At 68.4% G+C, this 23,468-nt stretch carries 21 protein-coding genes and 1 riboswitch; of the genes, 7 read left to right on the top strand and 14 right to left on the bottom strand.

Annotated features, from left to right (window positions below; all coding sequences use genetic code 11):
• Positions 1-133 precede the first annotated feature (133 nt).
• On the top strand, positions 134-892 hold the full coding sequence (locus ACILR9_RS14855; RefSeq protein ID WP_395710718.1) for a cobalt-precorrin-6A reductase: 759 nt from the start codon (positions 134-136) through the stop codon (positions 890-892).
• Here the strand turns inward: ACILR9_RS14855 and cobJ are convergent.
• The 8 genes from cobJ to ACILR9_RS14815 are packed head-to-tail and all read right to left on the bottom strand — an operon-like array spanning position 859 to position 9,728.
• Positions 859-1,605, bottom strand: coding sequence for a precorrin-3B C(17)-methyltransferase (cobJ, locus tag ACILR9_RS14850; protein WP_395710717.1), 747 nt, complete (start codon positions 1,603-1,605; stop codon positions 859-861). The two genes, ACILR9_RS14855 and cobJ, sit on opposite strands and share 34 nt — an antisense overlap.
• Positions 1,602-2,360 (bottom strand): precorrin-2 C(20)-methyltransferase, encoded by a 759-nt coding sequence (locus ACILR9_RS14845; protein ID WP_395710716.1) that lies wholly within the window; start codon positions 2,358-2,360, stop codon positions 1,602-1,604. Before ACILR9_RS14845 ends, cobJ begins: the two co-directional genes overlap by 4 nt.
• Entirely contained in the window at positions 2,357-2,989 is a 633-nt protein-coding gene (locus tag ACILR9_RS14840) for a precorrin-8X methylmutase (RefSeq protein ID WP_395710715.1), read from the bottom strand. The genes ACILR9_RS14845 and ACILR9_RS14840 overlap by 4 nt, the downstream gene beginning before the upstream one ends.
• Positions 2,982-4,361 (bottom strand): precorrin-3B synthase, encoded by a 1,380-nt coding sequence (cobG, locus tag ACILR9_RS14835; protein WP_395710714.1) that lies wholly within the window; start codon positions 4,359-4,361, stop codon positions 2,982-2,984. The genes ACILR9_RS14840 and cobG overlap by 8 nt, the downstream gene beginning before the upstream one ends.
• A complete protein-coding gene (gene cobN, locus ACILR9_RS14830; RefSeq protein ID WP_395710713.1) occupies positions 4,358-7,669 on the bottom strand; it encodes a cobaltochelatase subunit CobN in 3,312 nt (1,103 codons plus the stop codon). The genes cobG and cobN overlap by 4 nt, the downstream gene beginning before the upstream one ends.
• A gap of 23 nt (positions 7,670-7,692) precedes the next feature.
• Positions 7,693-8,724 (bottom strand): cobalamin biosynthesis protein CobW, encoded by a 1,032-nt coding sequence (gene cobW / locus ACILR9_RS14825; RefSeq protein WP_395710712.1) that lies wholly within the window; start codon positions 8,722-8,724, stop codon positions 7,693-7,695.
• Positions 8,721-9,101, bottom strand: a complete 381-nt coding sequence (locus tag ACILR9_RS14820) for a DUF1636 family protein (RefSeq protein WP_395710711.1) — start codon at positions 9,099-9,101, stop codon at positions 8,721-8,723. Before ACILR9_RS14820 ends, cobW begins: the two co-directional genes overlap by 4 nt.
• Positions 9,102-9,107: 6 nt before the next feature.
• Complete coding sequence (locus ACILR9_RS14815) at positions 9,108-9,728, bottom strand: HupE/UreJ family protein (protein WP_395710710.1); 621 nt, start codon at positions 9,726-9,728, stop codon at positions 9,108-9,110.
• A gap of 113 nt (positions 9,729-9,841) precedes the next feature.
• A riboswitch (cobalamin riboswitch) is annotated at positions 9,842-10,027 on the bottom strand.
• Between the two features lie 84 nt (positions 10,028-10,111).
• On the opposite strand from ACILR9_RS14815, the gene cobO reads away from it, so the two are divergent.
• Together cobO and ACILR9_RS14805 are read left to right on the top strand one after the other, a co-directional pair.
• Positions 10,112-10,726, top strand: coding sequence for a cob(I)yrinic acid a,c-diamide adenosyltransferase (gene cobO / locus ACILR9_RS14810; protein ID WP_395710709.1), 615 nt, complete (start codon positions 10,112-10,114; stop codon positions 10,724-10,726).
• Positions 10,726-12,222 (top strand): cobyric acid synthase, encoded by a 1,497-nt coding sequence (locus ACILR9_RS14805; protein ID WP_395710708.1) that lies wholly within the window; start codon positions 10,726-10,728, stop codon positions 12,220-12,222. The genes cobO and ACILR9_RS14805 overlap by 1 nt, the downstream gene beginning before the upstream one ends.
• Here the strand turns inward: ACILR9_RS14805 and cbiB are convergent.
• Positions 12,206-13,174 (bottom strand): adenosylcobinamide-phosphate synthase CbiB, encoded by a 969-nt coding sequence (gene cbiB, locus ACILR9_RS14800; RefSeq protein WP_395710707.1) that lies wholly within the window; start codon positions 13,172-13,174, stop codon positions 12,206-12,208. The two genes, ACILR9_RS14805 and cbiB, sit on opposite strands and share 17 nt — an antisense overlap.
• Here cbiB and cobD point away from each other — a divergent pair.
• Positions 13,173-14,180, top strand: a complete 1,008-nt coding sequence (gene cobD, locus ACILR9_RS14795; RefSeq protein WP_395710706.1) for a threonine-phosphate decarboxylase CobD — start codon at positions 13,173-13,175, stop codon at positions 14,178-14,180. The genes cbiB and cobD overlap by 2 nt on opposite strands.
• Positions 14,181-14,346: 166 nt before the next feature.
• Here the strand turns inward: cobD and ACILR9_RS14790 are convergent, their stop codons facing one another.
• Positions 14,347-15,876, bottom strand: coding sequence for a YdiU family protein (locus ACILR9_RS14790; RefSeq protein ID WP_395710705.1), 1,530 nt, complete (start codon positions 15,874-15,876; stop codon positions 14,347-14,349).
• Between the two features lie 124 nt (positions 15,877-16,000).
• A complete protein-coding gene (locus ACILR9_RS14785; protein WP_395710704.1) occupies positions 16,001-16,360 on the bottom strand; it encodes a hypothetical protein in 360 nt (119 codons plus the stop codon).
• A gap of 123 nt (positions 16,361-16,483) precedes the next feature.
• Here ACILR9_RS14785 and ACILR9_RS14780 point away from each other — a divergent pair, with 123 nt between their 5' ends.
• The 3 genes from ACILR9_RS14780 (at position 16,484) to ACILR9_RS14770 (ending at position 20,190) form a co-directional block, all read left to right on the top strand.
• On the top strand, positions 16,484-18,469 hold the full coding sequence (locus ACILR9_RS14780) for a carbohydrate porin (protein WP_395710703.1): 1,986 nt from the start codon (positions 16,484-16,486) through the stop codon (positions 18,467-18,469).
• A 10-nt stretch (positions 18,470-18,479) separates the two neighbouring features.
• The gene (locus tag ACILR9_RS14775; RefSeq protein WP_395710702.1) at positions 18,480-19,412 is read left to right on the top strand and encodes a histone deacetylase family protein; all 933 of its coding nucleotides are present in this window, start codon (positions 18,480-18,482) and stop codon (positions 19,410-19,412) included.
• 79 nt (positions 19,413-19,491) lie between these two features.
• A complete protein-coding gene (locus ACILR9_RS14770) occupies positions 19,492-20,190 on the top strand; it encodes a hypothetical protein (RefSeq protein WP_395710701.1) in 699 nt (232 codons plus the stop codon).
• 6 nt (positions 20,191-20,196) lie between these two features.
• Here ACILR9_RS14770 and ACILR9_RS14765 read toward each other — a convergent pair whose 3' ends face one another.
• Genes ACILR9_RS14765 through aqpZ form a run of 3 tightly spaced genes read right to left on the bottom strand, consistent with a single transcriptional unit; the run spans position 20,197 to position 23,405 of the window.
• A complete protein-coding gene (locus ACILR9_RS14765; RefSeq protein ID WP_395710700.1) occupies positions 20,197-22,296 on the bottom strand; it encodes an adenylate/guanylate cyclase domain-containing protein in 2,100 nt (699 codons plus the stop codon).
• Between the two features lie 37 nt (positions 22,297-22,333).
• Positions 22,334-22,699 (bottom strand): hypothetical protein, encoded by a 366-nt coding sequence (locus ACILR9_RS14760; RefSeq protein ID WP_395710699.1) that lies wholly within the window; start codon positions 22,697-22,699, stop codon positions 22,334-22,336.
• 16 nt (positions 22,700-22,715) lie between these two features.
• Positions 22,716-23,405, bottom strand: a complete 690-nt coding sequence (aqpZ, locus tag ACILR9_RS14755; RefSeq protein WP_395710698.1) for an aquaporin Z — start codon at positions 23,403-23,405, stop codon at positions 22,716-22,718.
• Positions 23,406-23,468 lie beyond the last annotated feature (63 nt).

The following is a 23,468-nucleotide window of genomic DNA, read 5'->3' as shown; positions in this document are numbered from 1 at the left end:
ACTTCTGGCGATGAGATCCTTCGCTGCGCTCAGGATGACGAGGAAAGACGACCTCGCTCAATAAGGTCACGGACTCTCGGGATGACAGATTGTCCGTATCGCCGATCTCATCCCAAGCCCTAAGCTCACGGCCATGCGCGTTCTGATCCTCGGCGGCACGACGGAGGCCTCGGCGCTGGCCCGGCTGCTGGCGGACGATTCGCGCTTCGAGACGACGCTGTCGCTCGCCGGCCGCACGTCGGCGCCACGGGCGCAACCCATCGCGACTCGGGTCGGTGGTTTCGGCGGCATCGACGGGCAGGTGCGCTACCTGCGCGACCACGGGGTCGACGCAGTGATCGACGCCACGCACCCCTATGCGGCGCAGATCTCGGCCCATGCGGTTGCCGCGAGCGCCGCAGCCGGCGTCGCCCTGGCGTCGCTGGTCCGGCCGCCCTGGCAGTGCCAGGAGGGCGATCGCTGGCACGAGGTCGTCTCGACACACGACGCCGCCCTCCGGCTCGGCGATGCGCCGCGCCGCGTGTTCCTCAGTCTCGGCCGGCAGGATCTGCATGTATTTGCCACGGCGCCGCAGCACCACTACATCGCGCGCCTGATCGAGACGCCGCAGCAAGCCGAGCTGCCAGCCGACCTGGTCCTGCTGCACCAGCGCGGCCCGTTCGACCTCGAGGCCGAGGGACGCCTGCTGGTCGACGAGCGGATCGAGGTCATCGTGTCGAAGAACTCGGGCGGCGAGGCCACCTACCCCAAGATCGCGGCGGCGCGCGCGCTCGCCCTGCCGGTCGTCATGATCGCGCGGCCCGACAAGCCTGTCGGCCACATCGTCACCAGCGCCGAAGAAGCGGTGGATTGGCTGGCTCACGTGCGTTCTTCCTCGCGGCGCGGCGTGTAGATCCAGCGCCCGACTCGACGCGTCGTGCTGGCGCCGACGATCACCAGGGTGCGCATGTCGGCAATCGCCGGATCGGCGCTGCCGAGAGTCGCCACCACGACCCGCGCCTCGGCACTGCCGGCCGCGCGCACGAACAGCACCGGCGTCTCCTGGTCCTTGCATATCCGCAGAAGCTCGAAGGCACGGCCGAGCTGGTGCGGACGCGCCTTCGATGCCGGATTGTAGAGCGCGACCACGAAATCGGCTTCGGCCGCCGCCTTCAGGCGGCGCTCGACGGTGGCCCAGGATTTGAGATTGTCGGACAGCGAGATGGCGCAGAAGTCCCCGCCGAGAGGCGCGCCGACCTCGGCCGCCGCGGCCAGCATGGCGGTGACGCCGGGCTCGATCCTGATGTCGAGATCGCGCCACGCCGGCTCTCCGCTCTCTACCGCCTCGAATACCGCCGCCGCCATGGCGAAGACGCCGGGATCGCCACCCGACACGACGACCACCTGCCGGCCTGATGCAGCCAGCGACAGGGCCAGCCGTGCCCGTTCCAGCTCGACACGATTGTCCGACGCATGCCGCTGCTGGGTCGCGCACACCGGCACGCGATCGAGATAGGGTCCGTAGCCCACGAGATCGGTGGCGCCGGCGATCGCGGCCTTGGTGGCAGGCGTCATCAGCTCGGCCTTGCCGGGGCCGGTGCCGACCACGATCAGCGAGCCGGTCACAGCCGCCTCCCCTGCCCGGCGATCAGCACCATGGCGAAGTAGGCGCCGGTCGCCGCCGTGCATTCGGCGAGCGGCACAATGCGCTCGTCCTGCATGGTGCCGCGCTCGACATAGACCGCGCGCGACAGCAGGCCAGCCGCGTCCACCGCGCGCCGCACCTTCGCGAGATTGCGGCCGACCTTCATGATCACGGCGGCATCGCTGAGGCGCAGGCGCTCGACGAGGCGTTCCTCGTCCAACGTGCCCGGCAGCACGGCGAGCGTGTCGTTGCCCCAGGTGATCGGCAGGTTGGCGCGCGTCCAGCAGCCCGACATGCCGGTGACGCCGGGCACCACCTCGACCGGGAAATCGGGTGCGAGACGCCACCACATATGCATGAACGAGCCATAGAAGAACGGATCGCCCTCGGCCAGCAGCCCGACCGACCGGCCCTGGCGCAACAGACCGGCGAGCTGCCCGGCCATGTCGCGATAGAATTCGCCCATGCTCGACTGGTACCGGGTGCTGTCGGCTAGCACCTCGTCGGTCAGGGGATACTCGAACCGGCGCTCGTCGCGGCCTTCGACAAGCAGCGGCGCGACAATGCGGCGGGCATTGCCGACGCGTCCCTTCTTGGCGAAGTACGCGACCACGTCGACAGCACCGACTAGGCCGGCGGCGCGCAGGGTGAGGTAGCGCACGTCGCCTGGTCCGACGCCGATGCCATAGAGCGTGCCCGCCGTCGCGGTGCCCGCCAGCGTCTCGAGCGCGGTCATTCCTGCTCGCTGGCCAGCGCGTTGACGGCGGCCACCGCCATCGCGCTGCCGCCCTTGCGGCCGCGCACGATCAGGAACGGCAGCCGGCCATCGGCGGCCAGCGCCTCCTTCGATTCGACCGCGCCGACAAAGCCGACCGGCAGCCCGATCACGGCCGCCGGCATCGGGGCGCCCTGGTCGATCAACTCGAGCAGCCGGAACAGCGCCGTCGGCGCATTGCCGATTGCCACGACAGCCCCTTTCAGGCGATCGCGCCACAGTTCCAGCGCAGCAGCCGTTCGCGTATTGCCAATCCTGTGCGCGAGGTCGCGCACCGAGGGATCATCGAGCGTGCAGACCACCTCGTTGCCGGCCGGCAGGCGCGCGCGTGTGATGCCGTTGGCCACCATCTTGGAATCGCACAGGATCGGCGCGCCATCGACCAGTGCGGCACGCGCACGCGCCGCGAAGTCCGCCGACATCACGACGTCGCCCGTGATGTCCGTCATGCCGCAGGCGTGGATGAGGCGAACGACGACACGCTCCTCCGCCGCAGTGAAGCGCGCCAGATCGGCCTCGGCGCGGATGATGGCGAACGAGCGACGATAGATCTCGGCACCGTCACGAACATAAGCGCGCGGATCAGCCACGGCGCGCCTCCGCGAACAGCTCCGCAAGCTCTTGTGGCGAGACGCGGCGCTCTGCGGCATCGCGCGCCGTAGCCTTGTGGGCCACGCCGTATTCGCCGCCATCGCCGACCAGCACGAGATCGGAAGTATCCGAACGCGCGCATCCCTTGGCACAGCCGGAAACATGGATGAGGCCGGTGTAGCCATGATCTGCCGCAAGCATCGCCAGCGCTCGTGCATCGCGCCGCGTCGGGACACTGCTCGACTCGCAATCGGGTGCGCCAGGGCAGGCATCGATCCTGAGAAGGGGATCGTTCGGATCGACGATCAGGCCGAGCGCTTGCGCGCCGGCGACAGCCGAGCGCGCCGCCACGTGGCCGCAGGCGCCGAAATAGAGCGTACGCCAGGGTGACAGGCGGATGTCGACAGCGCCGGAGTCAGCGGCGAGTGTGACGAGGCCAGCCAGTTGCGGTGCTTCCAGGCGTCCAAACGGAGCTGCGACTCCGATTACCTTTCCAATAATTCCTTGCTTTGCTTGTGGGTGTGCAGTCGAAGGGTCCCTCGCTGCGCTCGGGATGACAGCGAGACTCGGGGCGACGACAAGACTGTCATCCCGAGCGCTCCTCTTGTCTTCGCGAACGCACCTCTTGTCATCTCGAGCGCAACGCGGGACCTTTCCTTCTTGTTCGCCAGCTGTGAAACGCGCGCCTTCGGCGCGGACTCGCTGTTGAATGGCGATCGTCGTCGCCTCAAGAGGCAGCGTCCTCATTCGCCCACGTCCACCGGCGGCGTCGAGGAAGCCGTGGAGCGCCGCGATGGCAACCGGCGGCGCCGATTCGATCGGCACAACACCGAGCCAGCGTGTGCCTTCGGCCGTGTCGATGCCCAAGGCAACGGTGGTCTCATTCAGCACCAGCAGCGCGACGTCGGCACGTTCGCCGGCGATCGACAGGGGGCCGCCGCCGTCGACCAGCAGTCCGAACTTGGGTGACAGCAGGCGCAGCCGTGGATCGCGGATGAGCTGCTGCAAGATCGCGCGCGCCAGAGGACGCACGTCGACGGTCGCCTCGTCCAGGCCGGCGAGCGGGCCGACCATGAGGTTGCGCGTCGCCTCGGTCTCGGCGTCGCGGTCGATCAGGTCGAGCGCGCCCAGCCGCTCGTGCAGCGCCGGCAGATCTGGTTCGGCAAGGCCGCGGATCTGCAGGTTGGCACGGCGCGTGAGATCGATATGGCCATTGCCCAGGCGCCCGGCGAGATCGGCCAGGCCGCCCGCCTGGTCGAGCGAAAGCGCGCCGCAGAACGGCCTGATGCGCACGATCAGGCCGTCGCCGCTCGGCATGGGCTGCAGAGCGCCGGGGCACCAGCCCTTCACGGCGATGGCCGGCGTGCTCACGAGCGCCCTGCCGCAATCACGAGGTCGAGCTCGCGCTCGACCGAGTTGCGCCGCGTCTGCCACAGCCCGCGCGCAAGGGCGTCGCGCAGGCGCGCGGCGATCGCCGCGGCGGCGGCGGGGTTCTTCTCGATCATCGCCTCGCGCACCACGTCGTCGGCGATCAAGGCGGCATGCGTCGCATCGAACAACGGGCCCGGAACCGCGTTGGCCGTGGCGGCAAAGGCGTAGAGCGAATCGACGCCCTGCGCGATCTCGGCAACGCCACGATGGCCGTGCGCCAACATGCCGACGATCCAGCGCGGATTGGTCAGCCGGCCGCGCACCACGCGCGCGATCTCCTCGGCCAGCCGGCGCGCCCTGGGCGCCTCGGTCTGGCTGGTGTCGAGATGATAGAGTTCCGGCTCATTGCCGAGCAGGGCAGCCGCCGCGGCAAAGCCGCCGGCGAAATCGGCGACGCCGTCGCCGTCCAGCAAGTCGCGCTCGCGATCGTCCTGAGGATGGACCAGCACGTCGGCCGCCGACACGCGATCGCGGAAGCCCTTCCCCGCCGCACGAATCGCCTCCGCACCGCCGTAGGCATGCGTGACGTTGGCGAGATAGACCTGCCCCAGCTCATCGCGGGTGCGCCAATCGCCGTCGAGCGCCACATCGGCGGCGCGCGCGCCGTAACTGCCGGGCGCCCCACCGAACACGCGCGACAGATCGGCGCCGCGCTGCCGCGCCTTGGCCAGCGGATTGTCCTCGGGCGGCTCATCGAGCTCGGCGACGCGCCGCACCGCCATGTCGAACAGGGCGATCTGCGCTTCGAAGATGTCGCGGAACAGACCGGAGATGCGCAACGTCACGTCGATGCGCGGCCGGTCGAGCGTTGCCAGCGGCAGGATCTCGATACCAGTGACCCGATTGGACGCCTTGTCCCAGGTCGGGCGGACGCCGAGATAGTGCAGCGCCTGGGCGAGATCGTCGCCGCCGGTCCGCAGCGACGCCGACGCCCACAGATCGAGCACCAGGGCGCGCGGCGGCTCGCCATGATCCTGCAGATAGCGGCGCACGACCTCGTCGGCGGCGCGCACGCCGATCGCCGCCGCGGTGCGCGTCGGGATGGCGCGCGGATCGATCGAGGTGAGATTGCGCCCGGTCGGCAGCACGTCGGCGCGGCCGCGGGTCGGCGCGCCGGCCGGCCCAGGGGCCACGCGACGCCCATCGAGGGCGGCCACCAATGCCGCGCGCTCGCAACCGGCGGAGGCACGGATGGCGGCCTCGTTCCCTGTCGCCAACGCAAGCGTACGGATCGTCGCCTCGTCGGGATCACGGCCGAAGACGTGCAAGCCGTCGCGGATGCTGAGCTCCTTGATGTCGCAGAGCTGGGCGTCGAGCTTGGCGATCGCCTGACGATTGGGCTCACCCTCGACGAGGCCGCACTCGCCGGCGAGACCGCTCGCCCGGGCGCGCTCGACGATCTCGTCCTCGAGATGGCTCAACCTGCGGCGATCGAGCCCGTCGGCCGCCGCATACTCCTCGATGATGCCCTCGAGCTCGGCGAGCGGCCCGTGCAGGCCGGCCGCGCTGAGAGGCGGGGTCAGATGGCCCAGGGTGACGGCGGATAGCCGTCGCTTGGCCTGCACCGCCTCGCCCGGATTGTTGACGATGAAGGGATAGATGACCGGCACCGCGCCCAGCACCACCTCCGGCCAGCAGTCGCCGGACAGCGCCAGCGCCTTGCCGGGCAGCCATTCCAGCGTGCCATGCGTGCCGAGATGGATCATCGCATCGATCCGCGATACTTCGCGCAACCAGGTGTAGAGCGCGAGATAGGCATGGCTCGGCGGACGCTCGACGTCGTGGTAGCCCGCCTTGCGATCGTCGCCCATGCCGCGGTCGGGCTGGAGCAGCACCAGCACCTTGCCGCAGCGAAGCACCGGCACCCTGAACGCCTCACCCTGGGGTGCACCCCACGTCTCCTGCAGGGACTGCTGAAGGGAACCGGGCAGCGACTCGAGCCAGCGGCAATAGTCAGCCATGGCGATCGCGATCGACTCGGCATTGCCCTGAAGAAGTCGTTCGACATCACCCGTCCGCCACTCACGATCACCCGTGTCGTACCCTTCACGACGCAAGTGATCGAGGATCTCGGCGGCGCTGGCGGCGGTGTCGAGGCCGACCGCGTAGCCCGTCCGTCCGCCGCGCGCCGGATAGTCGGACAGGACGAGAGCAAGGCGACGTTCACGTCGCGACGTGCGGCCGAGCCGTACCCAGGCCGCCGCAAGGCGGGCGACATAATCGATTCGGTCGGGGTCAGGCTCGTGGCGGACGCTGGCGAACTCCAGTCGCGGATCAGCGGGCGCCGCGGCCTTGAACGAGATCGCCCGCGTCAGGAGCCGGCCGTCGAGCTCCGGCAGCACGACGTTCATGGCGAGATCAGAAGGCGAGAGGCCGCGCGGCGAGGCCTGCCAGGCGTCGCGCTCGCTGCCCGACAGCACGACCTGCAGGACAGGGACATCGGCGGCATCGAGCACGGTCGTGTCATCCTCGCGCAGCGCCGAGAAGGCCGTCGTGTTGAGCACGATTGCCGGCCGGTGACGGGCGATCAGCGCGCCGAGCGCCGACACCACCGGAGGATCCTTGAGGCTGCTCACCGCCACGCCGAGCGGCGCCAGACCCTGGCGATCCAGCGCCTCCATCAGGCTGGTGAGCGGCGCGGTATCGGCCGCCACGAGATTGGCCCGGTAGAGCACGACCAGCGCCACCGGCCGATCCGTGCGCAGCTCGCCGATGACGGAGACAGGCCCGACCGGATCTGGCGGCACCCACGGCAGGTCGCAGCCGATCAAGCCTGCCGCATAGCGCAGCGCCTGGCGCAGATTCTCGACGCCACCTTCGCGGAAGAAGCCATCCAGGCGGGCGAGATGCTGGCCGGCAAGGGTCGAGACGCCAGCCAGCCGGGGATCGTCACGGTCGTCACCAGGCAGCGCCGCGAACAGCAGGCCCTTCTCGCGCGCCGTGTCGGCAAGGCGCTCCAGGCCGTAGCGCCAGTAGTCGAGCCCGCCCAGGCAGCGCACGATCACGATCCGGGCGCGCGACACGACGTTGTCGACATAGAGATCGACCGACATCGGATGCTTGAGCCGCTTCAGGCTGGCCAGGCGCAGGGTCGGCAGCCGGTCGGAATCCTGCTGCCAGCCGGCCGCCAGAGCCGACAGGTCGCTGTCGGAGAAGGACAGCACCACCATGTCGGCCGGCGACTGGCCGAGATCGACCGCGACCTCTGCCTCCTCCAGCGTCGCGAGCTCGGTCGCGAGGACGTGCATGCCGCGTGCCTTCCGGTCCCGCGCTAGCCAGCGATCAAGGCGCGGATGGCGTCGCGATCGAAGCCCTGCTCGCCGATCACCACCAACCGGCCCTGCCGCGCCTCGCCGGCCGACCATTTGCGATCGAACTGGTGCTGGATGCGCGCGCCGACTCCCTGCACCAGCAGCCGCATCGGCTTGCCGGCGATATCGACGAAGCCCTTCATGCGCAGGATGTCGTGCTGCTCGGCTGCCGTCACCATGCGATCGACCAGGGCCTGCGGCGAGGCGAAGGCGGGCAGGTCGATGATGAAGGTGTCGAAATCATCGTGGTCGTGCTCACCCTCGAGCTCGTGATGCGACGGCCGGCTCGCCAGGTCGGACTCGGCCTTGGCGCCCAGACCCAGCAGAACGGTGATCGGCACCTCGCCGTTCTCGGCCTCGACGACCTTGACCGCACGCGGCAGCGTCTTGCCGATCTGGCCAGTCACGCTGGCGACATCGTCGGCCGACATCAGGTCGGCCTTGTTCAGGATCACCAGGTCGGCGCACAGGATCTGGTCCTCGAACACCTCCTCGAGCGGGTTGTCGTGATCGAGCGAGGAATCCTCGACGCGCTGGCGCGCGATCGCCGCGGGATCGTCGGCGAAGCGGCCGGCCGCCACCGCCGCGCCATCGACCACGGCGACCACGCCGTCGACGGTGACGCGCGAGGCTATTTCGGGCCAGTTGAACGCCTTCACCAGCGGCTTGGGCAGCGCCAGACCCGACGTCTCGATGACGATGTGCTCGGGCGGCGACGGCCGGTCGAGCAGGCCCTTCAGCGCCGGCACGAAATCGTCGGCGACGGTGCAGCAGATGCAGCCGTTGGCCAGCTCGACGATCGCATCCTCCGGGCAGCTTTCGATGCCGCAGCTCTTGAGGATCTCGCCATCGATGCCGACGTCGCCGAACTCGTTGACGATCACGGCAAGCCGCCGTCCGTCGGCATTCTCCAGCACGTGACGCACGAGCGTCGTCTTGCCGGCCCCCAGGAAGCCGGTGACGATGGTGCAGGGGACCTTGGCGATGCTCATGTCTGCTCCTTGTGCCGCTGCAGCGGTGGCACCCGCGCGATCGTGTTCTTTCGGATGTGGTCAGGCCGCTCGCGCCATACCGGCAGGCCCTGCTCGTGGGCGTGATGCTGGCGCGCGAATTCGAGGATGTCCCCGGCATGAAGATCGGGATCGAGACCGCCGATGACGTAGGTCCATTTGTCCGCGCCTGTCACGGCAGCACTGCAACCGCGCTGGCAGTTGGACAGGCAGGCGACGCCGACGACGGTCACGCCGGCGCGCTCGGATACAGGCCGCCGTTCGATGGCCGCGAGAAGGCGCGCTCCAGGCCGCTCCGCGTCAGGCGCGGTCGTCTCGCTGCGGCAGGTGACGCAGACATGGAGCGTGGAGGATGCCACGGATGCTCAGCCGATCAGGCCGGTCGCGACCGCCGCCGTCATCCCGCCGGCCAGCACCATCACGAGGCCGGCGATGGTCATCGCCATGGCGCGCGCCGGCAGGCGCACGAGCAACGCGTAGGCTGCGAACGCGATGGCGGTCTGGATGACCAGCAGGCCGGCAAGATAGGCGACCAACGGCGCCGGCTCGGCGCCGACAATCGATTCGCCCAGCGCATAGCCATGCAGGAGACCGACGATGGCGAACAGGGCCGCGGCTGCGGCTGAACTCATCGACTGACGCAACACGACCAGCACGCCGATCGCAATGGTCGAGAGGCCGACCAGCAGCTCGCTGACGGGGACGTCGGCGCCCGCGAGATGCACGCCGACGCCAGCGACCAGGGCGGCGCTGAAGGCGAGCAGCGGCGCGGCGCCGCGCCGGGCGAGCGCCGCCAGAAGGCCGGCGCCGACGATGGCGGCGAGATGATCGATGCCGATCACGGGATGACCGAGCCCCGACAGAAAGCATTGCAGGAAGGTCTGGGGCAGCTTGCCGCCCATGACGTGATGGGCGAAGGCGGGAGTCTGCATCGACAAGGTGGCGATCCCGGCGCAAGCCCCGAGCCTGGCAATCGAAGACATCATGGCTTCCTCCGTCGTCGCGGATCCAGCAAGACCCGACTCAATGCCGCCCGACGGAGCCCGATGCCGCAACGGCCCCGGGTTTGCCTGACCTCTGCGACTCCCCGCGCAGCGGCTCGGAACGGCGATGCGACGGCAGGTTTCCTGGCTCTCGGGTCCTCGCCGCCGGCCACCTTCCCGGTTTCCCAGTGGTATTCTGGCCCTTGGCTTGCCGACTACAGTTGCGGGGGCAGCCGCGGAGTGTGATCGCACCGCGTTCCCTTTTGATCCCCGTGAGGGGCACCGTCGGTTGCTTGATAGGGGCCCCGACGAAGCCCCGTCAACTGGCTTGCTGGTCGCGGTTCGGCCGCCCATTGTGCGGCCCCCGAACTGGAAGGCAGGCGACGATGGCCGCTGAAACCGACGACACCGCCCGTCACAAGGCGAAGATGGCCAACCGCAAGGCGATCCAGGACGCAGAGGTCGCGAGCAAGACCGTGCAGAAGGGCCTGCTGATCGTCCATACCGGCAAGGGCAAGGGCAAATCGACGGCAGCCTGGGGCCTGCTGGTGCGCGCCATCGGGCGCGGCCTCAAGTGCGGCGTCGTACAGTTCGGCAAGGGCGCCTGGCAGACGGGGGAGCGGACCGCCATCGAGCGCCTGGGCGGCGATCAGGTCGAATGGCACACGCTGGGTGAAGGATTCACCTGGGAGACCCAGGATCGCAATCGCGACGTCGAGGCGGCGCAGCGTGCCTGGGCGAAGGCGCGCGAGCTCATGGCCAATCCCGCCATCCGGCTGATCGTGCTCGACGAGCTCAACATCGCGTTGCGCTACGACCATCTCGCGATCGGCGAGGTGGTCGCGGCCTTGAAGGCGCGCCGGCCCGACCAGCACATCGTCGTCACCGGTCGCAACGCCAAGCCCGAGCTCATCGAGGCCGCCGATCTCGTCACCGAGATGACCTTGGTGAAGCACCATTTCGCGTCAGGCGTGAAAGCCCAGGAAGGCATCGAGTTCTGATGGCCGCCCGCGCCCTCATGATCCAGGGCACAGGCTCCGATGTCGGCAAGTCGCTGATCGTCGCCGGTCTCGCGCGCGCCTTCACCCGATGCGGCCTCAGTGTCCGGCCGTTCAAGCCGCAGAACATGTCGAACAATGCCGCGGTGACGGCGGACGGCGGCGAGATCGGCCGTGCCCAGGCGTTGCAGGCGCGCGCCGCTCGCGTCCCGCCGAGCGTCCACATGAACCCCGTGCTGCTGAAGCCCCAGAGCGAGATCGGCGCCCAGGTCGTCGTGCAGGGCAAGGTCGTGGGCAACGCCAAGGCGCGCGAGTACCAGTCGATGAAGCCCCGGCTGCTCGAGGCGGTGCTCGACAGCTTCGCCCGGCTGGCCGCCACCGCCGACCTGGTCCTGGTCGAAGGCGCCGGCTCGGCCTCGGAGGTCAACCTGCGCGCTTCCGATATCGCCAACATGGGTTTTGCCCGCGCCGCCGACGTCCCGGTCGTGCTGCTGGGCGACATCGACCGCGGTGGCGTGATCGCGAGCCTGGTGGGAACCAAGGCCGTGATCGATCCGGCCGATGCAGCCATGATCGTGGGCTTCATCGTCAATCGCTTCCGCGGCGATCCCACGCTGTTCGACGACGGCATGAAGACGATCGCCCGGCACACCGGCTGGCATGCCTTGGGGCTAGTGCCGTTCTTCGAGGACGCGGGCCGGTTGCCGGCCGAAGACGCCCTCGGGATTCCCGGGCGCAGCGCGCCCGCTGGCGGGGACCGCGTGCGGATCGCCATCCTCGCCTACCCGCGCATCGCCAACTTCGACGATTTCGATCCGCTGCGCCTGGAGCCGACCGTCGACCTGGCGTTCCTGCGACCCGGCGAGGCCATCCCGGGCGATGCCATGCTGGTCATCCTGCCCGGATCGAAGGCGACCATCGCCGACCTTGCGTCCCTGCGGCAGGCCGGCTGGGACATCGACTTGGCGGCGCATCTGCGCCGCGGCGGTCATGTGCTGGGCATCTGCGGCGGCTACCAGATGCTCGGCCGCACGATCGCCGACCCCGGCGGCATCGAGGGCCCGCCGGCAACGGTCGACGGCCTCGGCCTGCTCGACATCGACACGGTGCTCGAAGGCGACAAGATCCTGATCGAGACTGCGGGCGAGACGGTCGCCGGCGCGGTGCCGTTCAAGGGCTACGAAATGCATGTCGGGCGAACGACGCACGACCCGAGCCCGGAAGGCGATCGCTCCCTGCTCAGGTTTGCCGACGGACGCTTGGACGGCATCAGCAGCGCCGATGGCCACATCTCGGGCTGTTACATCCACGGGCTGATGACGGATGACCGTCAGCGCCGCCACTGGCTGCAGCGCATCGGCGTTCAGGCGTCCAATCTCGCCTACGAGCCGGCAATCGACGCCACTCTCGATCTGCTGGCCGACCATCTCGAGCGCGCCATCGATTGCGACCGGCTGCTCGCGCTGGCGCGCCCGCCCAGAATCACCCTTCCAGGCTGATCATCAGCGCGACGAGCACCGCGATCTGCAGACCGCACGCGACACGATAGAGCATCAACGCCGCGCGGATGTGCTGCGCCGTCAGATCGCTGGTCCCCTCGCCCACCCAAGGCTCCTGCACGGGCACGCCGTGGTACATGCGCGGGCCGGAGAGACGGATGGTCAAAGCGCCGGCCATCGCCGCTTCCGGCCAGCCGGCGTTGGGCGACCTGTGGTGTGCCGAATCGCGCCACACCGTCGCCAGTGCCGCGCGCGGCGACAGGCCGAGCAGCGCGGCGGCAAGCGCCAGCCACAGGGCCGACAGGCGGGACGCCGGCAGATTGACGAGATCGTCGCATCGCGCCGACGCCCAGCCGAAGGCAAGGTAGCGCTCGGACTTGTGCCCGATCATGCTGTCGGCGGTGTTGATCGCCTTGTAGGCCAGCGCGCCCGGCAGCCCGCCGACCACCATCCAGAACAGCGGCGCGACAACGCCATCGGAAAAATTCTCGGCCAGGCTCTCGATCGCCGCGCGGCACACCGCGGCCTCGTCGAGCGATCGGGTGTCACGGCCGACGATATGAGACACCGCCTGCCTGCCCGCCTCCAGGCCGCCTTGTTCAAGAGCCGTCGCGACGGCGAGCACGTGCGTGTCGAGGCTGCGCTGGGCGAGCAGGCTGCTGGCGAGCACGCCGCAGACCAGCAACGCCGACGACGACGGCAAGATCTGGTCGACGAGGTGTGTGATCACGAGGCCTGCGACCACGGCCACGGCGATCAGGAGCAGGAGAACAAGCACGCCTCGTCCACGGCGCTGGTCGTCGAATCGGTGGGGCGAATTCCATGCCTGGTCGCACCATGTTATGAGCCGCCCGATCCAGGTCACCGGGTGACCGACCAGTCGATAGACCGCGTCCGGATAACCGATGATCGCTTCGGTCGCGACGGCAATGAGGGCGAGCTCGGCGAACATGGCAGACGTGCCTATCATGACGGCGGCGGCGGAAAAACCGATCGAGCACGGCGGCGATCTCGAGGCGCTGGGCCATCGATATCCCCAGGCGCCTCGCCCCTGGATCGACCTGTCGACCGGGATCAACCCGGTCCCCTACCCCATCGGCATCCTGCCGGCGGAAGGCTGGTCACGCCTGCCCTCGCGTGCGGCCGAAGAGGCGCTGCTCGCTGCCGCGGCGCGGCGTTATCGCGTCGGCAGCGGCGCCACCATCGTCGCCGCCCCCGGCACCCAGGCGCTGATCCAGCTCCTGCCGCGCCTGCAGCCGAGATCCAGGGTTGCCATCTTGGGTCGCACATACGCCGAGCATGCGCTGTGCTGGCGCCGCGAGGGCCACGAGGTTTCTGTTGTTGCCGACCTCGCCGCCACGGAAGGCGCCGACGTGGTGGTGCTCGTCAATCCCGACAACCCCACGGGCCGGCTCGTTCCCGCCGACGCCCTGCGCGCCGTCAAAGCGGCCCTGCTGGTCGTCGACGAGGCCTTCGTCGACTTCCTGCCGGCGCAGGCCAGCCTGGCTGGCGCGCTGCCGGGCAACGCGGTCATCTTGCGTTCATTCGGCAAGACCTATGGTCTGGCGGGAGTGCGCCTGGGCTTCGCCATTGCCGCGCCGACACTGGTGCAGCGGCTGCGCGGCGCGCTCGGGCCCTGGGCCGTATCCGGTCCCGCCCTGGAGATCGGCCGGCAGGCCCTGGCGGACGATGCCTGGCTGGACGCAGCCGGCCGGCGTCTGTCGACGCATAGTGAAAGGCTCGACACGCTGCTGAAGGCAGCCGGCTGCAGGGTCCTGGGCGGAACGATCCTATTCAGGCTTGCCGAGCATGGCGAGGCGTCACGGGTAGCCGACGCTCTCGCCCGGCACGGCATTCACGTCAGGCGCTTCGCCGATCGGCCGACCTTGTTGCGGTTCGGCCTGCCGGCAAACGACGAGGGATTCGCCCGCCTCGCGTCAGCGCTTCAGGACTTGTAACGCCGTCCCCTAGGTCACGTTCGACCTTCTGCCGTCCTGAGCGCAGCGAAGGACCTCATCGCCGCCTACAACGGGAGCACTTTGAAACTTCTGGCGATGAGATCCTTCGCTGCGCTCAGGATGACAGAATGAAAACCGAGCCGGTTCCACATAAACCAATCACGTTCTAGGTGCCGCAGAACGTCTGACACACACGCTGCTCGGCAGCGGGCGGCTCGGCGTAGGCGGCATATTCGGGACGGTCCTCGAACGGCCGCGCCAGCACCAACAGCAGCTCCTCGAACGGCGCATAATCCTCCTCGATCGCGGCCGCCAGGGCGGCCTCAACGCGGTGATTGCGTGGGATGTAGGCGGGGTTCACCGAGCGCATCGTCTGGCGCCGCGTCGCCGCATCCTGCGGCTCATGCGCCAGCCGTTCGCGCCAGCGCGGCGCCCACGCGTCATAGGACTCGGGTTTCGAGAACAGCGCACGGGCGGAAATGTCGAGCTCGGGATCGAGGCGGCGGAAGGTCAGCGTGAAATCCGCTTCGCTTTCCGCCATGGCGTTCAGCAGGTCCTGGATGAGGGCCGCGTCGCCCTCCTCCGCCGTGAACAGGCCGATCTTGCGGCGCATGCCCGACATCAGGGCCTCGCCGTACAGTCGCTCATAGCTGCCCAGCGATTCGTTGGCGATCGCCAGCGCGGCCTCGGCATCGTCCGCGATCAGCGGCAGCAGCGTCTCGCCGAAGCGCGCCAGGTTCCAATGGGCGATGCGCGGCTGATTGGCATAGGCATAACGGCCGCCGTGATCGATCGAGCTGAACACGGTCTTGGGATCGTAATGGTCCATGAACGCACACGGCCCGTAGTCGATCGTCTCGCCGGCGATCGAGCAATTGTCGGTATTCATGACGCCGTGGATGAACCCGACCAGCATCCATCTCGCCACCAGCTCGGCCTGGCGGGCGATCACGCGCTCGAACAGGGCGCGATAGGGCTGGGCCTCGCCGCTTGCGTCGGGATAGTGGCGGTCGATGACGTGATCGGCGAGCAGTCGCAACGCCTCGACATCCTCGCGCGCGGCGAAGAACTGGAACGTGCCGACCCGGATATGGCTCGACGCCACGCGGGTCAGCACCGCGCCGGGCAGCGCGGTCTCGCGATACACCGGCTCGCCGGTCAGCACGGCGGCGAGCGAGCGCGTGGTCGGAATGCCGAGCGCCGCCATCGCCTCGCTGACGATGTACTCGCGCAGCACCGGCCCGACGGCCGCCCGCCCGTCGCCACGACGCGAGAACGGCGTCGGTCCCGAGCCCTTGAGCTGGATGTCGCGCCGCCGGCCCTCCCGGTCCACGACCTCGCCCAGCAGGATGGCGCGGCCATCGCCGAGCTGCGGCACGAAGTTGCCGAACTGGTGCCCGGCATAGGCGAGCGCGATCGGATCCGATCCGGTGGCGATCCGGTTGCCGGCCAGCGTGGCGACGCCCTCCTCGGACGACAGGGCCACGGCATCGAGGCCGAGTTCCTCGGCGAGGCCAAGGTTGAGCTTCACCAGACGTGGCGCGTCGACCGGGGTCGGCGCCAGGCGCGCGTAGAAGCGGTCGGGCAGGCGGGCATAGCTGTTGTCGAACGGCAGGCCGAGCGGCTCGCCGCCGAGTGGCAGCGCCCCCGGTGCCGGCGTCTCGTGCAGGAAGGGCAGTCCGGTATCGTTTGCCATGGTGCTCTTCGCTATCCGTGTTCCCGTCGCAGGAACCGCTTCAATTCAGGAGATAGGCACGTTCGGCAATATTGTCATCCCGAGCCCGACGCTTGCGCCGTAAACGCTTTCCCGTCGCAGTGCCCTACTCGTCGTAGCTCGCCGTCGTCACGCCGCTCATGCGATCGTAGAGCAGCTTGATCTTGCTCAGCGTGCAGATGTTCAGGTTTCCCCATACCGCCGGCGCGCCGCCGTCGGCGAACCCGATCCGCATATCGGCCTGGCAGTAGGTCGTCGGGGCATTGAACGTCACCTGGCGACGCGCGCCGGCCGCGACGGGCGGCCCCTGCAGCACGTTGGGGGTCCAGAAGCCCAGGTCGGTCGGCGATATCGACATCTGGCTGATCGGGTAGCTGGTGCCATTGATCAGCAGAAAGCTGGTTTCCTGGGCAAATCCCTCGGTTGCTCCCAAGGACAGGGCGGCAACGACGAGCGAACGCAACATGTGACCTCACTTCAGACGACAGACAGGCATCTTATCGTCGCTTTGCGACGCCTCTCAAGGTAAAGGAAAAGCAAATGGAAATGCCCGGTTGCAGGCATCGGGCAGCAGCATGGAGCGTCTGATTTGGGAGCATGGGGGGCGCGGAGACTCGGCATCGCCATCGCCTCGATGCTGGCGGTATTCCAACCCGTCCTGCAGGCTGGAGCGGAGGAGGAGAAGCAGCGGACCGGCGGGTCGTTCTACGCCGGCGCCCATGTCGGCCTGATGTTCGGCACCGCGACCGCCACCCTCGACGATCCGATCGGCTCGGCGGTGGCGGGCGGCACCAACCCCTACGGCGCCTTGTTCGGCGGCGTCCAGGGCGGCTGGGAATACGTGACGCCGGCGCGCCTGATGCTGGGCATCGAGCTCGATTTCTCGTTCCCCAATTACGAGGACGCCTCGAAGGTCCTGTCCTACCGCGCCACCAGCTCGGGCTATGTCAGCGAGGAATACGAATGGCTGGCCACGCTGCGCGGCCAGGTCGGCTACGATTTCGGGCGTTTCACCCCTTACCTGACGGGCGGCATCGCCTGGGCGAGCACGCGCTTCTCGCGCATCGATCTCACCACCGGCAACGAGGACGGCAACCCGTCCAACATCCGCCTGGGATACGCCCTGGGCGCCGGTATCGACTATCGCATCGACCCGCGCTGGTCGGTACGCGCCGAGTACCTCTACACAAAGCTTGGCTGGACCGGCTTCAACTTCGCATCGGCGCCGTCGCGCTACGATTCGCAGTACGATCTGCAGCGCATCCGCTTCGGCATGAACTATCGCTTCGGCCAACCCGAGGAGGACGACAAGAAAGCCGACGATCGCGGCCCGGGGACATTCGAGGTCCACGGCCAGAGCGTGTTCGTCTACCAGGGCTATCCGGCGATCCGCGCACCCTACGACGGCCCGAACAGCCTTCCCGCCGTCGGCCAGAGCCGCGAGACCTGGGGCACCTCGGCCTTCATCGGCGTGCGGCTGTGGAAAGGCGGCGAGCTCTACTACAATCCCGAGCTGCTGCAGGGCTACGGGGTTGCCCTGACCACCGGCGCCGGCGGCTTTCCCAACGGCGAGGCGCAGCGCGCGTTCCCATACCCGCGCTACAACACCTCGCGCCTCTACCTCGCCCAGACCTTCGGGATGGGCGGCGAACGCGAGAAGGTCGAAAGCGATCAGATGCAGTTGTCGGGCGAGCGCGACATCTCGCGCATCTCGATCTACGCCGGCAAGTACGCCGTGCAGGATTTTTTCGACAACAACGCCTACGCCAACGACCCGCGGGTGGACTTCCTCAACTGGTCGATCTGGAGCGGCGCTGCGTTCGACTATCCGGCCGACAGCGTCGGCTTCAGCTGGGGCGTGACCGCCGAGCTGAACCAGCCGAGCTGGGCGCTGCGGGCCGGCTACTTCCTGGTCGCCAACCAGCCCGACACCAACGTCTACGACCTCGACATCGTCAATCGCAGCGGAGTCGTCGGCGAGCTGGAGGTGCGCTACCAGCCGTTCGATCGCAAGGGCACGACGCGGCTCGGCCTGTGGGCGACCCGCGCCTGGGCCGGTTCCTACTCGGATGCCGTTGCCCTGATCCCGCAGTATCCCGGGCTCAGCGCAAACGACACCATCCCGCTCACCCGCCAGGCCCGCACCAAATGGGGCTTCTACGTCAGCATCGACCAGGAGCTGACCGACGACGTCGGCGCCTTCGCCCGGTTCAGCTGGAACGACGGCCGCAGCGAGATCCTGGCCTTCACCGACATCGACACCAGCTTCTCGGCGGGCCTGTCGATCAAGGGCAGCGCCTGGGGCCGGCCGGACGACACGGTCGGCATTGCCGGGGCGCTGAACGGCGTGTCGGCGGGACATGCCAGCTTCCTGGCGAATGGCGGGTTGGGGCTCACGGCAGGCGACGGGGCGCTCACCTATGCGACGGAGGTCGTCGCCGAGGCCTACTACTCCCTGCAGCTCGCCAAGGGGGTCTATGCGACCGCCGACTACCAGTTCATCGGCAACCCGGCCTACAATGCAGTGCGCGGACCGGCGCACTTCTTCAGCGGCCGTCTGATGGTCAAATTCTAGGCGAGGAGCCATGGCGACCCTGCTGATCAGCCATCCATCTTTCCTCGAGCACGACACCGGGCCCTATCACCCTGAACGGCCGGACCGACTGCGCGCCATCGCGGCGGCCCTGGACGACGCCGACTTTGCGGGCCAGCCGCGCCTTCAGGCGCCCGTCGCCTCGCGCGAAGAATTGACCCGTGTTCACCCCGACGACTACGTCGAGGCGATCCTGCGCATCCGCCCGGGTCCTGGCGAGCGCGTCCAGGTCGACGGCGACACCGTCATGAGCGGCGGCAGCGCCCAGGCCGTGCTGCATGCCGCCGGCGCCGCCATCGCCGGCGTCGATGCGGTGATGACCGGCCGGGTACGCACGGCCTTCGCCGCGGTCCGCCCGCCGGGCCATCACGCCTCACCGGATGTTCCCGGCGGCTTCTGCCTGTTCAACAGCGTCGCCATCGGCGCCCGCCATGCCCAGGCCCGCTACGGCGCGGAGCGCGTCGCCATCGTCGATTTCGACGTCCATCACGGCCAGGGAACGCAGGCCGTCGTCGAGCCCGATCCGTCGCTGTTCTATGCGTCCTCGCATCAGTATCCGCTGTATCCTGGAACCGGCTTTGCGAGCGAAACCGGGATCGCCAACAACGTCGTCAACGTGCCGCTGTCCCCCGGCTCCGGCGGCAGCCTGTTCCGCGCCGCCTGGCACGACCGCATCCTGCCGGCGCTCGACCGGTTCTCACCGGATCTCGTCATCGTCTCGGCGGGCTTCGACGCCCATGCCGCCGATCCTCTGGCCCAGCTCGAGGTCGAGACCGAGGACTTCGTCTGGCTGACCGAGGAGCTGCTGGCGCTCGCCGATCGGCGAGCGGGCGGACGGCTCGTCTCCATGCTCGAAGGCGGCTATGACCTGGAGGCACTGGCCGAATCGGTGTCGACGCATGTCAGAACCCTGATGAAGGCCTGAGACTTGGAACTTCCAGATCTGCCGAAGGCGGTCGTCTTGTCCGAAGCCTGTAACACGACGCGCCGATTGTAGAGCCGACGTGACACAGCTTCGTCTTTTTGCCCTCCTCTGCCTTCTCGTTGTTTGGACTACCTTCGGTGCTCTGGCGGCGGGCGGTCCCCACATCGTCGACGACGCCGAGGTCGAGACGCCGGGCGTCTGCCATCTGGAAACTTGGGCCACCCGCTTCATTCCGGGAGATGGTTACTTCAACCTGGCGCCAGCCTGTACCACCTTGAAGATGCCCTGGCTGGAAATCGGCGCCGCCTACCAGCATTACTGGGACCAGTTCATCGCCGGGCCGTTGCTCGGGCCGGCGATGAAGGTCAATTTCCAGTCGGTCGAGAAGACCGGGCTGGGCATCGGCCTCGGCCTCAATGCCGGCGTCAACATGCGGACCGGCGATCTGGGCTATGCCCAGCTTCTGGCACTGGTGACCTACCAGCTCAACGAAAGGGTCCGGCTCAATTTCAATGGGGGCTGGAGCTATCTGCAATCGGACGTCCCTCACGCCGCCTTCTATGGCGCCCAGGTCGAGGCCAATGTCGGCGGCGGCCTGCAACTGATGCTCGAGGGGTTCGGTCGCACCCAGGGCGGACTCGTCGGCTCCCAGGTGGGGCTGCGATTCACGCCAACCATCTGGGGGCGCGAGCCGTTCGACTTCGACCTGCTGGTCGGCACCTACTTCGACCACACCAGCACGCGCTTCGTCACGCTCGGAGTCACCGTACGCTACTGAGCCTGGCTACTTGCGGTCGAAGTGCCAGGTTCCGTCCCAATCGCGAGGCGGGCCGTCGCGCATAAACGCCTCGCAGCGCGCGATGAAGACCCTGGTGGGGCCGTCATCCGGTCGGAGCTCTGCGGCGGCGCGAAATCCCGCCAGCGCCGCCTCGAAGCGTCCGGCATCGTAGGCGGCATGGCCGCGGTGCCATCGCGCCAGGAATTCGCAATGGCGACCGCTCTCGTCGATCTCGCCGAGCGGCTCGTAGATCTCGTGCGCCTCGGTCGTGCCGGCGGCGACGATCCGGTCGATATGCCGCCACAGGAAGCGATCGGCGGTCAATTGCACGACCTCGCCGCTCGCCAGGATCTCGGTGCCGTAGACCTTGTTGAGCCCTTCCATCCGCGACGCCTGATTGGCGACCGGACCGACCAGCGTGTAGTTGATGCGCTCGCGCGCGCCGACATTGCCGACCACCGCCCGGCCGGTATGGAGGCCGAAGCGGGTGCGGAAGGTCGGGCGGCCGCGCGCCGCCCACTTTTCCCGCAGCCGGTTGCTGGCGGCGGCAGCCTGGAGAGCGGCGCGACAGGCATTGGCGACATGATCGGGATCGGGCTCCGGCGCGTTCCAGAACGCCATGATGCTGTCGCCGATATACTTGTCGATCGTTCCCTTGTTGGCCGATATGGCGGTGCCCAGCGCATCGAAATAGCGCGACAGGCGGTCGGTCAGGATCTCGGGCTCCATCCTCTCGCTCAGCAGCGAGAAGCTTTCGATGTCGGTGAACATCACGGTGACGTCGCGGCGGACGCCGCCGACGCCCGAGCTCTCGGGCGAACGCATCACCTGCTGCACCAGGTTTTTCGACACGTAGCGGCCGAAGACTTCCAGCCCCTCGCGCATGCGTTCGACTGAACCCGACAGGCGTGCGACCTCCGTGATGTGGCTGCGCACCGGCACGCGATCCGAGAAATCGAGGCTGCGAATCTGCTCGGTCTTGGCGGCAATGCGCGCGATCGAGCGTGACACCAGCCACGACGCGACCAGGGCCGCGACGATGGCAAGGGCGACCGCGATCGCCGCCGCGATCGCCGCCCGCGCGATCAACGTCCGCGAAGCGGCGAGGAGCTCCGCCTGCGGCACCGCCGCCGCGACGATGAAGCGCTGCCCGAAGCCTGGCGCCATGCGGTGCACGATCAGGCGGTAGGCACTTCCATCGATGGTGATCTCGCGATCGATGCGGCGATCCTCTTCGATCGTCTCGCGGATGGTGCGGCGCAGGATTTCTCGGGCCTGCTCGTCACCGCGCAGGCAGCCTTGCGCCCCCGGCGGGCAGGGTTCGGACTGGACCACCACGTTGCTCAGGCTGTGGCCCACCATGATCACGGCGTTCTCGGTGATCTTGTAGGCGTTGAGCAACTCCGAGAGGGCGTGCAGGGTGAAATCGAAGCCGATGACCCCCTCGTTGTCGGCCAGCGGCACCCCGACCGAGACCCCGAACCTGCCCGACTGGACGAAACGATAGGGGGGTGTCAGCATCGCCTTGCCGGCACGCATCGTGTCGATGTACCAGGGCCGGCTCAGGGGATCGTACCCGGCCGGCTGCACACGCGTCTTGCTGCGCGATCCATCCGGCTCCTGGAACCACCAGGTCTCCCGCCGCTCGTTCGCGCTTCCCTCGATGGTGAGCACCTGCACCGTGCCCGGCTTCTGATCCTCGAACGGCGCGCGCGGCATTTCCCAGTATGCTTCCGGCCGTCCGACGTACAGAAAGCGTCCATCGCGAAAGCCGACATAGGCCGCGCCGACCAGCGGATGGTGGGTCAGCGACGCGGCGAGCTGGCGGCGACGCTCGTCGTCGGCCTCCGCGCCGCGATCGATCCGGAAGATCGGCGTCTCGGCCAGCGTTTGCCCGACCGCGACGACGCCGCGCAGACCGTTGGAGACAAAACGCTCGATCGCCTCCTCGAGAACGATCACGCGCTGATCGCCGCTCAGCCGCTCGACGAAGCTCACCGAGCGCCAGCCGAGCCACAGCAAGGCGGCGGCCAGCGGCGCCAGGATCAGCGCCATCAGCGCGAGGATCGTGATGCTGAAGGGGACGGACCAGCGGAACGGCTTCATGGCACGCGCGGGCGAAAGCGCGGGCGCAGCAGCCGACCTATCGCTTCACGCCCATCCATTTGCAGCCGAGATTCTTCTCGGTGACGGTGAGCGACGGCGGGCTCGCCGCGAGGTCGGCGACGAGATGCAGGTTCAAGCGGCCGAGCTCGTAGTCGGTCTCGTAGACGTTCGGCTTCGCCAGCTTCAGCTTGGTGTGGATGCCGCCGGGTGCGATGAGCTCGGCCTGGCCGCCCTTCAGGGTGAAGGTATGCACGCGGGTGAATTGCGGATCGGCGGCAATGCAGCCTTGGATGTTGTTCGGGGCTGCGGCAAGCCGGAAATCGACCGACATGTCCTGCGGCCAGGCAAGCGATGGCAGCAGGATCATGAAAGCGGCAACGACGACGGGTTTGGCGATTCTCATGTCCAAACTCCTTTGTTCAGTCGCGGCGTCCCGTCAAGCCATAAGCCAGGCCACCGAGCGCGCCGCCGACCAGGGGCGCCACCCAGAACAGCCAGAGCTGCGACAGCGCCGCGCCGCCGACGAACAGGGCCGGTGCCGTGCTGCGTGCGGGATTCACCGACGTGTTCGTCACCGGGATGCTGACGAGGTGGATCAAGGTGAGGCAGAGGCCGATCGCCAGGCCGGCAGCGGCGGGATGGGAGCGCTTGTCGTCGGTGGCGCCCAGGATCACCGTCACGAAGCCGAACGTCAGGACGATCTCGATGACCAGTGCCGCCACCATGCCGTACTTGCCGGGCGACAGATCGCCATAGCCGTTGGTCGCGAAGCCGCCAATGTCGGCGCCGGCCTTGCCGGTCGCGACGACATAGAGGATCGCGGCGCCGGCGATCCCGCCCAGCACCTGGGCGACGACGTACTGGACGACCTCGCCCCAGGGAAAGCGCCCCCCGAAGGCCAGCCCGACGGTCACCGCCGGATTGAAGTGCCCGCCCGACACCGGGCCCAGGGCATAGACCATGGTCAGCACAGTGAGCCCGAAGGCCAGCGACACGCCGACAAAGCCGATGCCGAGCTGGGGAAACGCCGCCGCCAGGACAGCGCTGCCGCACCCTCCCAACACCAGCCAGGCAGTCCCCAGGAACTCGGCGTAAAGACGATTGGTCATCGGCATGGCGTTCTCCCCCGTTATGCCGCAAGTCTACAACTTTTGAGCGACGGCGTCATGAGC

This window comes from Reyranella sp. (assembly GCF_044224635.1).
Classification (GTDB): Bacteria; Pseudomonadota; Alphaproteobacteria; order Reyranellales; family Reyranellaceae; genus Reyranella.
The sequence above is the reverse complement of the archived record's forward strand: the minus strand, read 5'-3'. Positions and strand labels throughout refer to the sequence as shown.

What these genes read in the sequence shown, in the direction of transcription:
- cobO (WP_395710709.1), top strand. Translation starts at nt 10,112, where the DNA reads ATGGCCGCTGAAACCGACGACACCGCCCGTCACAAGGCGAAGATGGCC.
- ACILR9_RS14845 (WP_395710716.1), bottom strand. Translation starts at nt 2,360, where the DNA reads ATGACCGCGCTCGAGACGCTGGCGGGCACCGCGACGGCGGGCACGCTC.
- ACILR9_RS14775 (WP_395710702.1), top strand. Translation starts at nt 18,480, where the DNA reads ATGGCGACCCTGCTGATCAGCCATCCATCTTTCCTCGAGCACGACACC.
- ACILR9_RS14815 (WP_395710710.1), bottom strand. Translation starts at nt 9,728, where the DNA reads ATGATGTCTTCGATTGCCAGGCTCGGGGCTTGCGCCGGGATCGCCACC.
- ACILR9_RS14760 (WP_395710699.1), bottom strand. Translation starts at nt 22,699, where the DNA reads ATGAGAATCGCCAAACCCGTCGTCGTTGCCGCTTTCATGATCCTGCTG.
- cobN (WP_395710713.1), bottom strand. Translation starts at nt 7,669, where the DNA reads ATGCACGTCCTCGCGACCGAGCTCGCGACGCTGGAGGAGGCAGAGGTC.
- ACILR9_RS14805 (WP_395710708.1), top strand. Translation starts at nt 10,726, where the DNA reads ATGGCCGCCCGCGCCCTCATGATCCAGGGCACAGGCTCCGATGTCGGC.
- ACILR9_RS14855 (WP_395710718.1), top strand. Translation starts at nt 134, where the DNA reads ATGCGCGTTCTGATCCTCGGCGGCACGACGGAGGCCTCGGCGCTGGCC.
- aqpZ (WP_395710698.1), bottom strand. Translation starts at nt 23,405, where the DNA reads ATGACCAATCGTCTTTACGCCGAGTTCCTGGGGACTGCCTGGCTGGTG.
- cbiB (WP_395710707.1), bottom strand. Translation starts at nt 13,174, where the DNA reads ATGTTCGCCGAGCTCGCCCTCATTGCCGTCGCGACCGAAGCGATCATC.
- cobW (WP_395710712.1), bottom strand. Translation starts at nt 8,724, where the DNA reads ATGAGCATCGCCAAGGTCCCCTGCACCATCGTCACCGGCTTCCTGGGG.
- ACILR9_RS14765 (WP_395710700.1), bottom strand. Translation starts at nt 22,296, where the DNA reads ATGAAGCCGTTCCGCTGGTCCGTCCCCTTCAGCATCACGATCCTCGCG.
- ACILR9_RS14790 (WP_395710705.1), bottom strand. Translation starts at nt 15,876, where the DNA reads ATGGCAAACGATACCGGACTGCCCTTCCTGCACGAGACGCCGGCACCG.
- ACILR9_RS14785 (WP_395710704.1), bottom strand. Translation starts at nt 16,360, where the DNA reads ATGTTGCGTTCGCTCGTCGTTGCCGCCCTGTCCTTGGGAGCAACCGAG.
- cobD (WP_395710706.1), top strand. Translation starts at nt 13,173, where the DNA reads ATGGCAGACGTGCCTATCATGACGGCGGCGGCGGAAAAACCGATCGAG.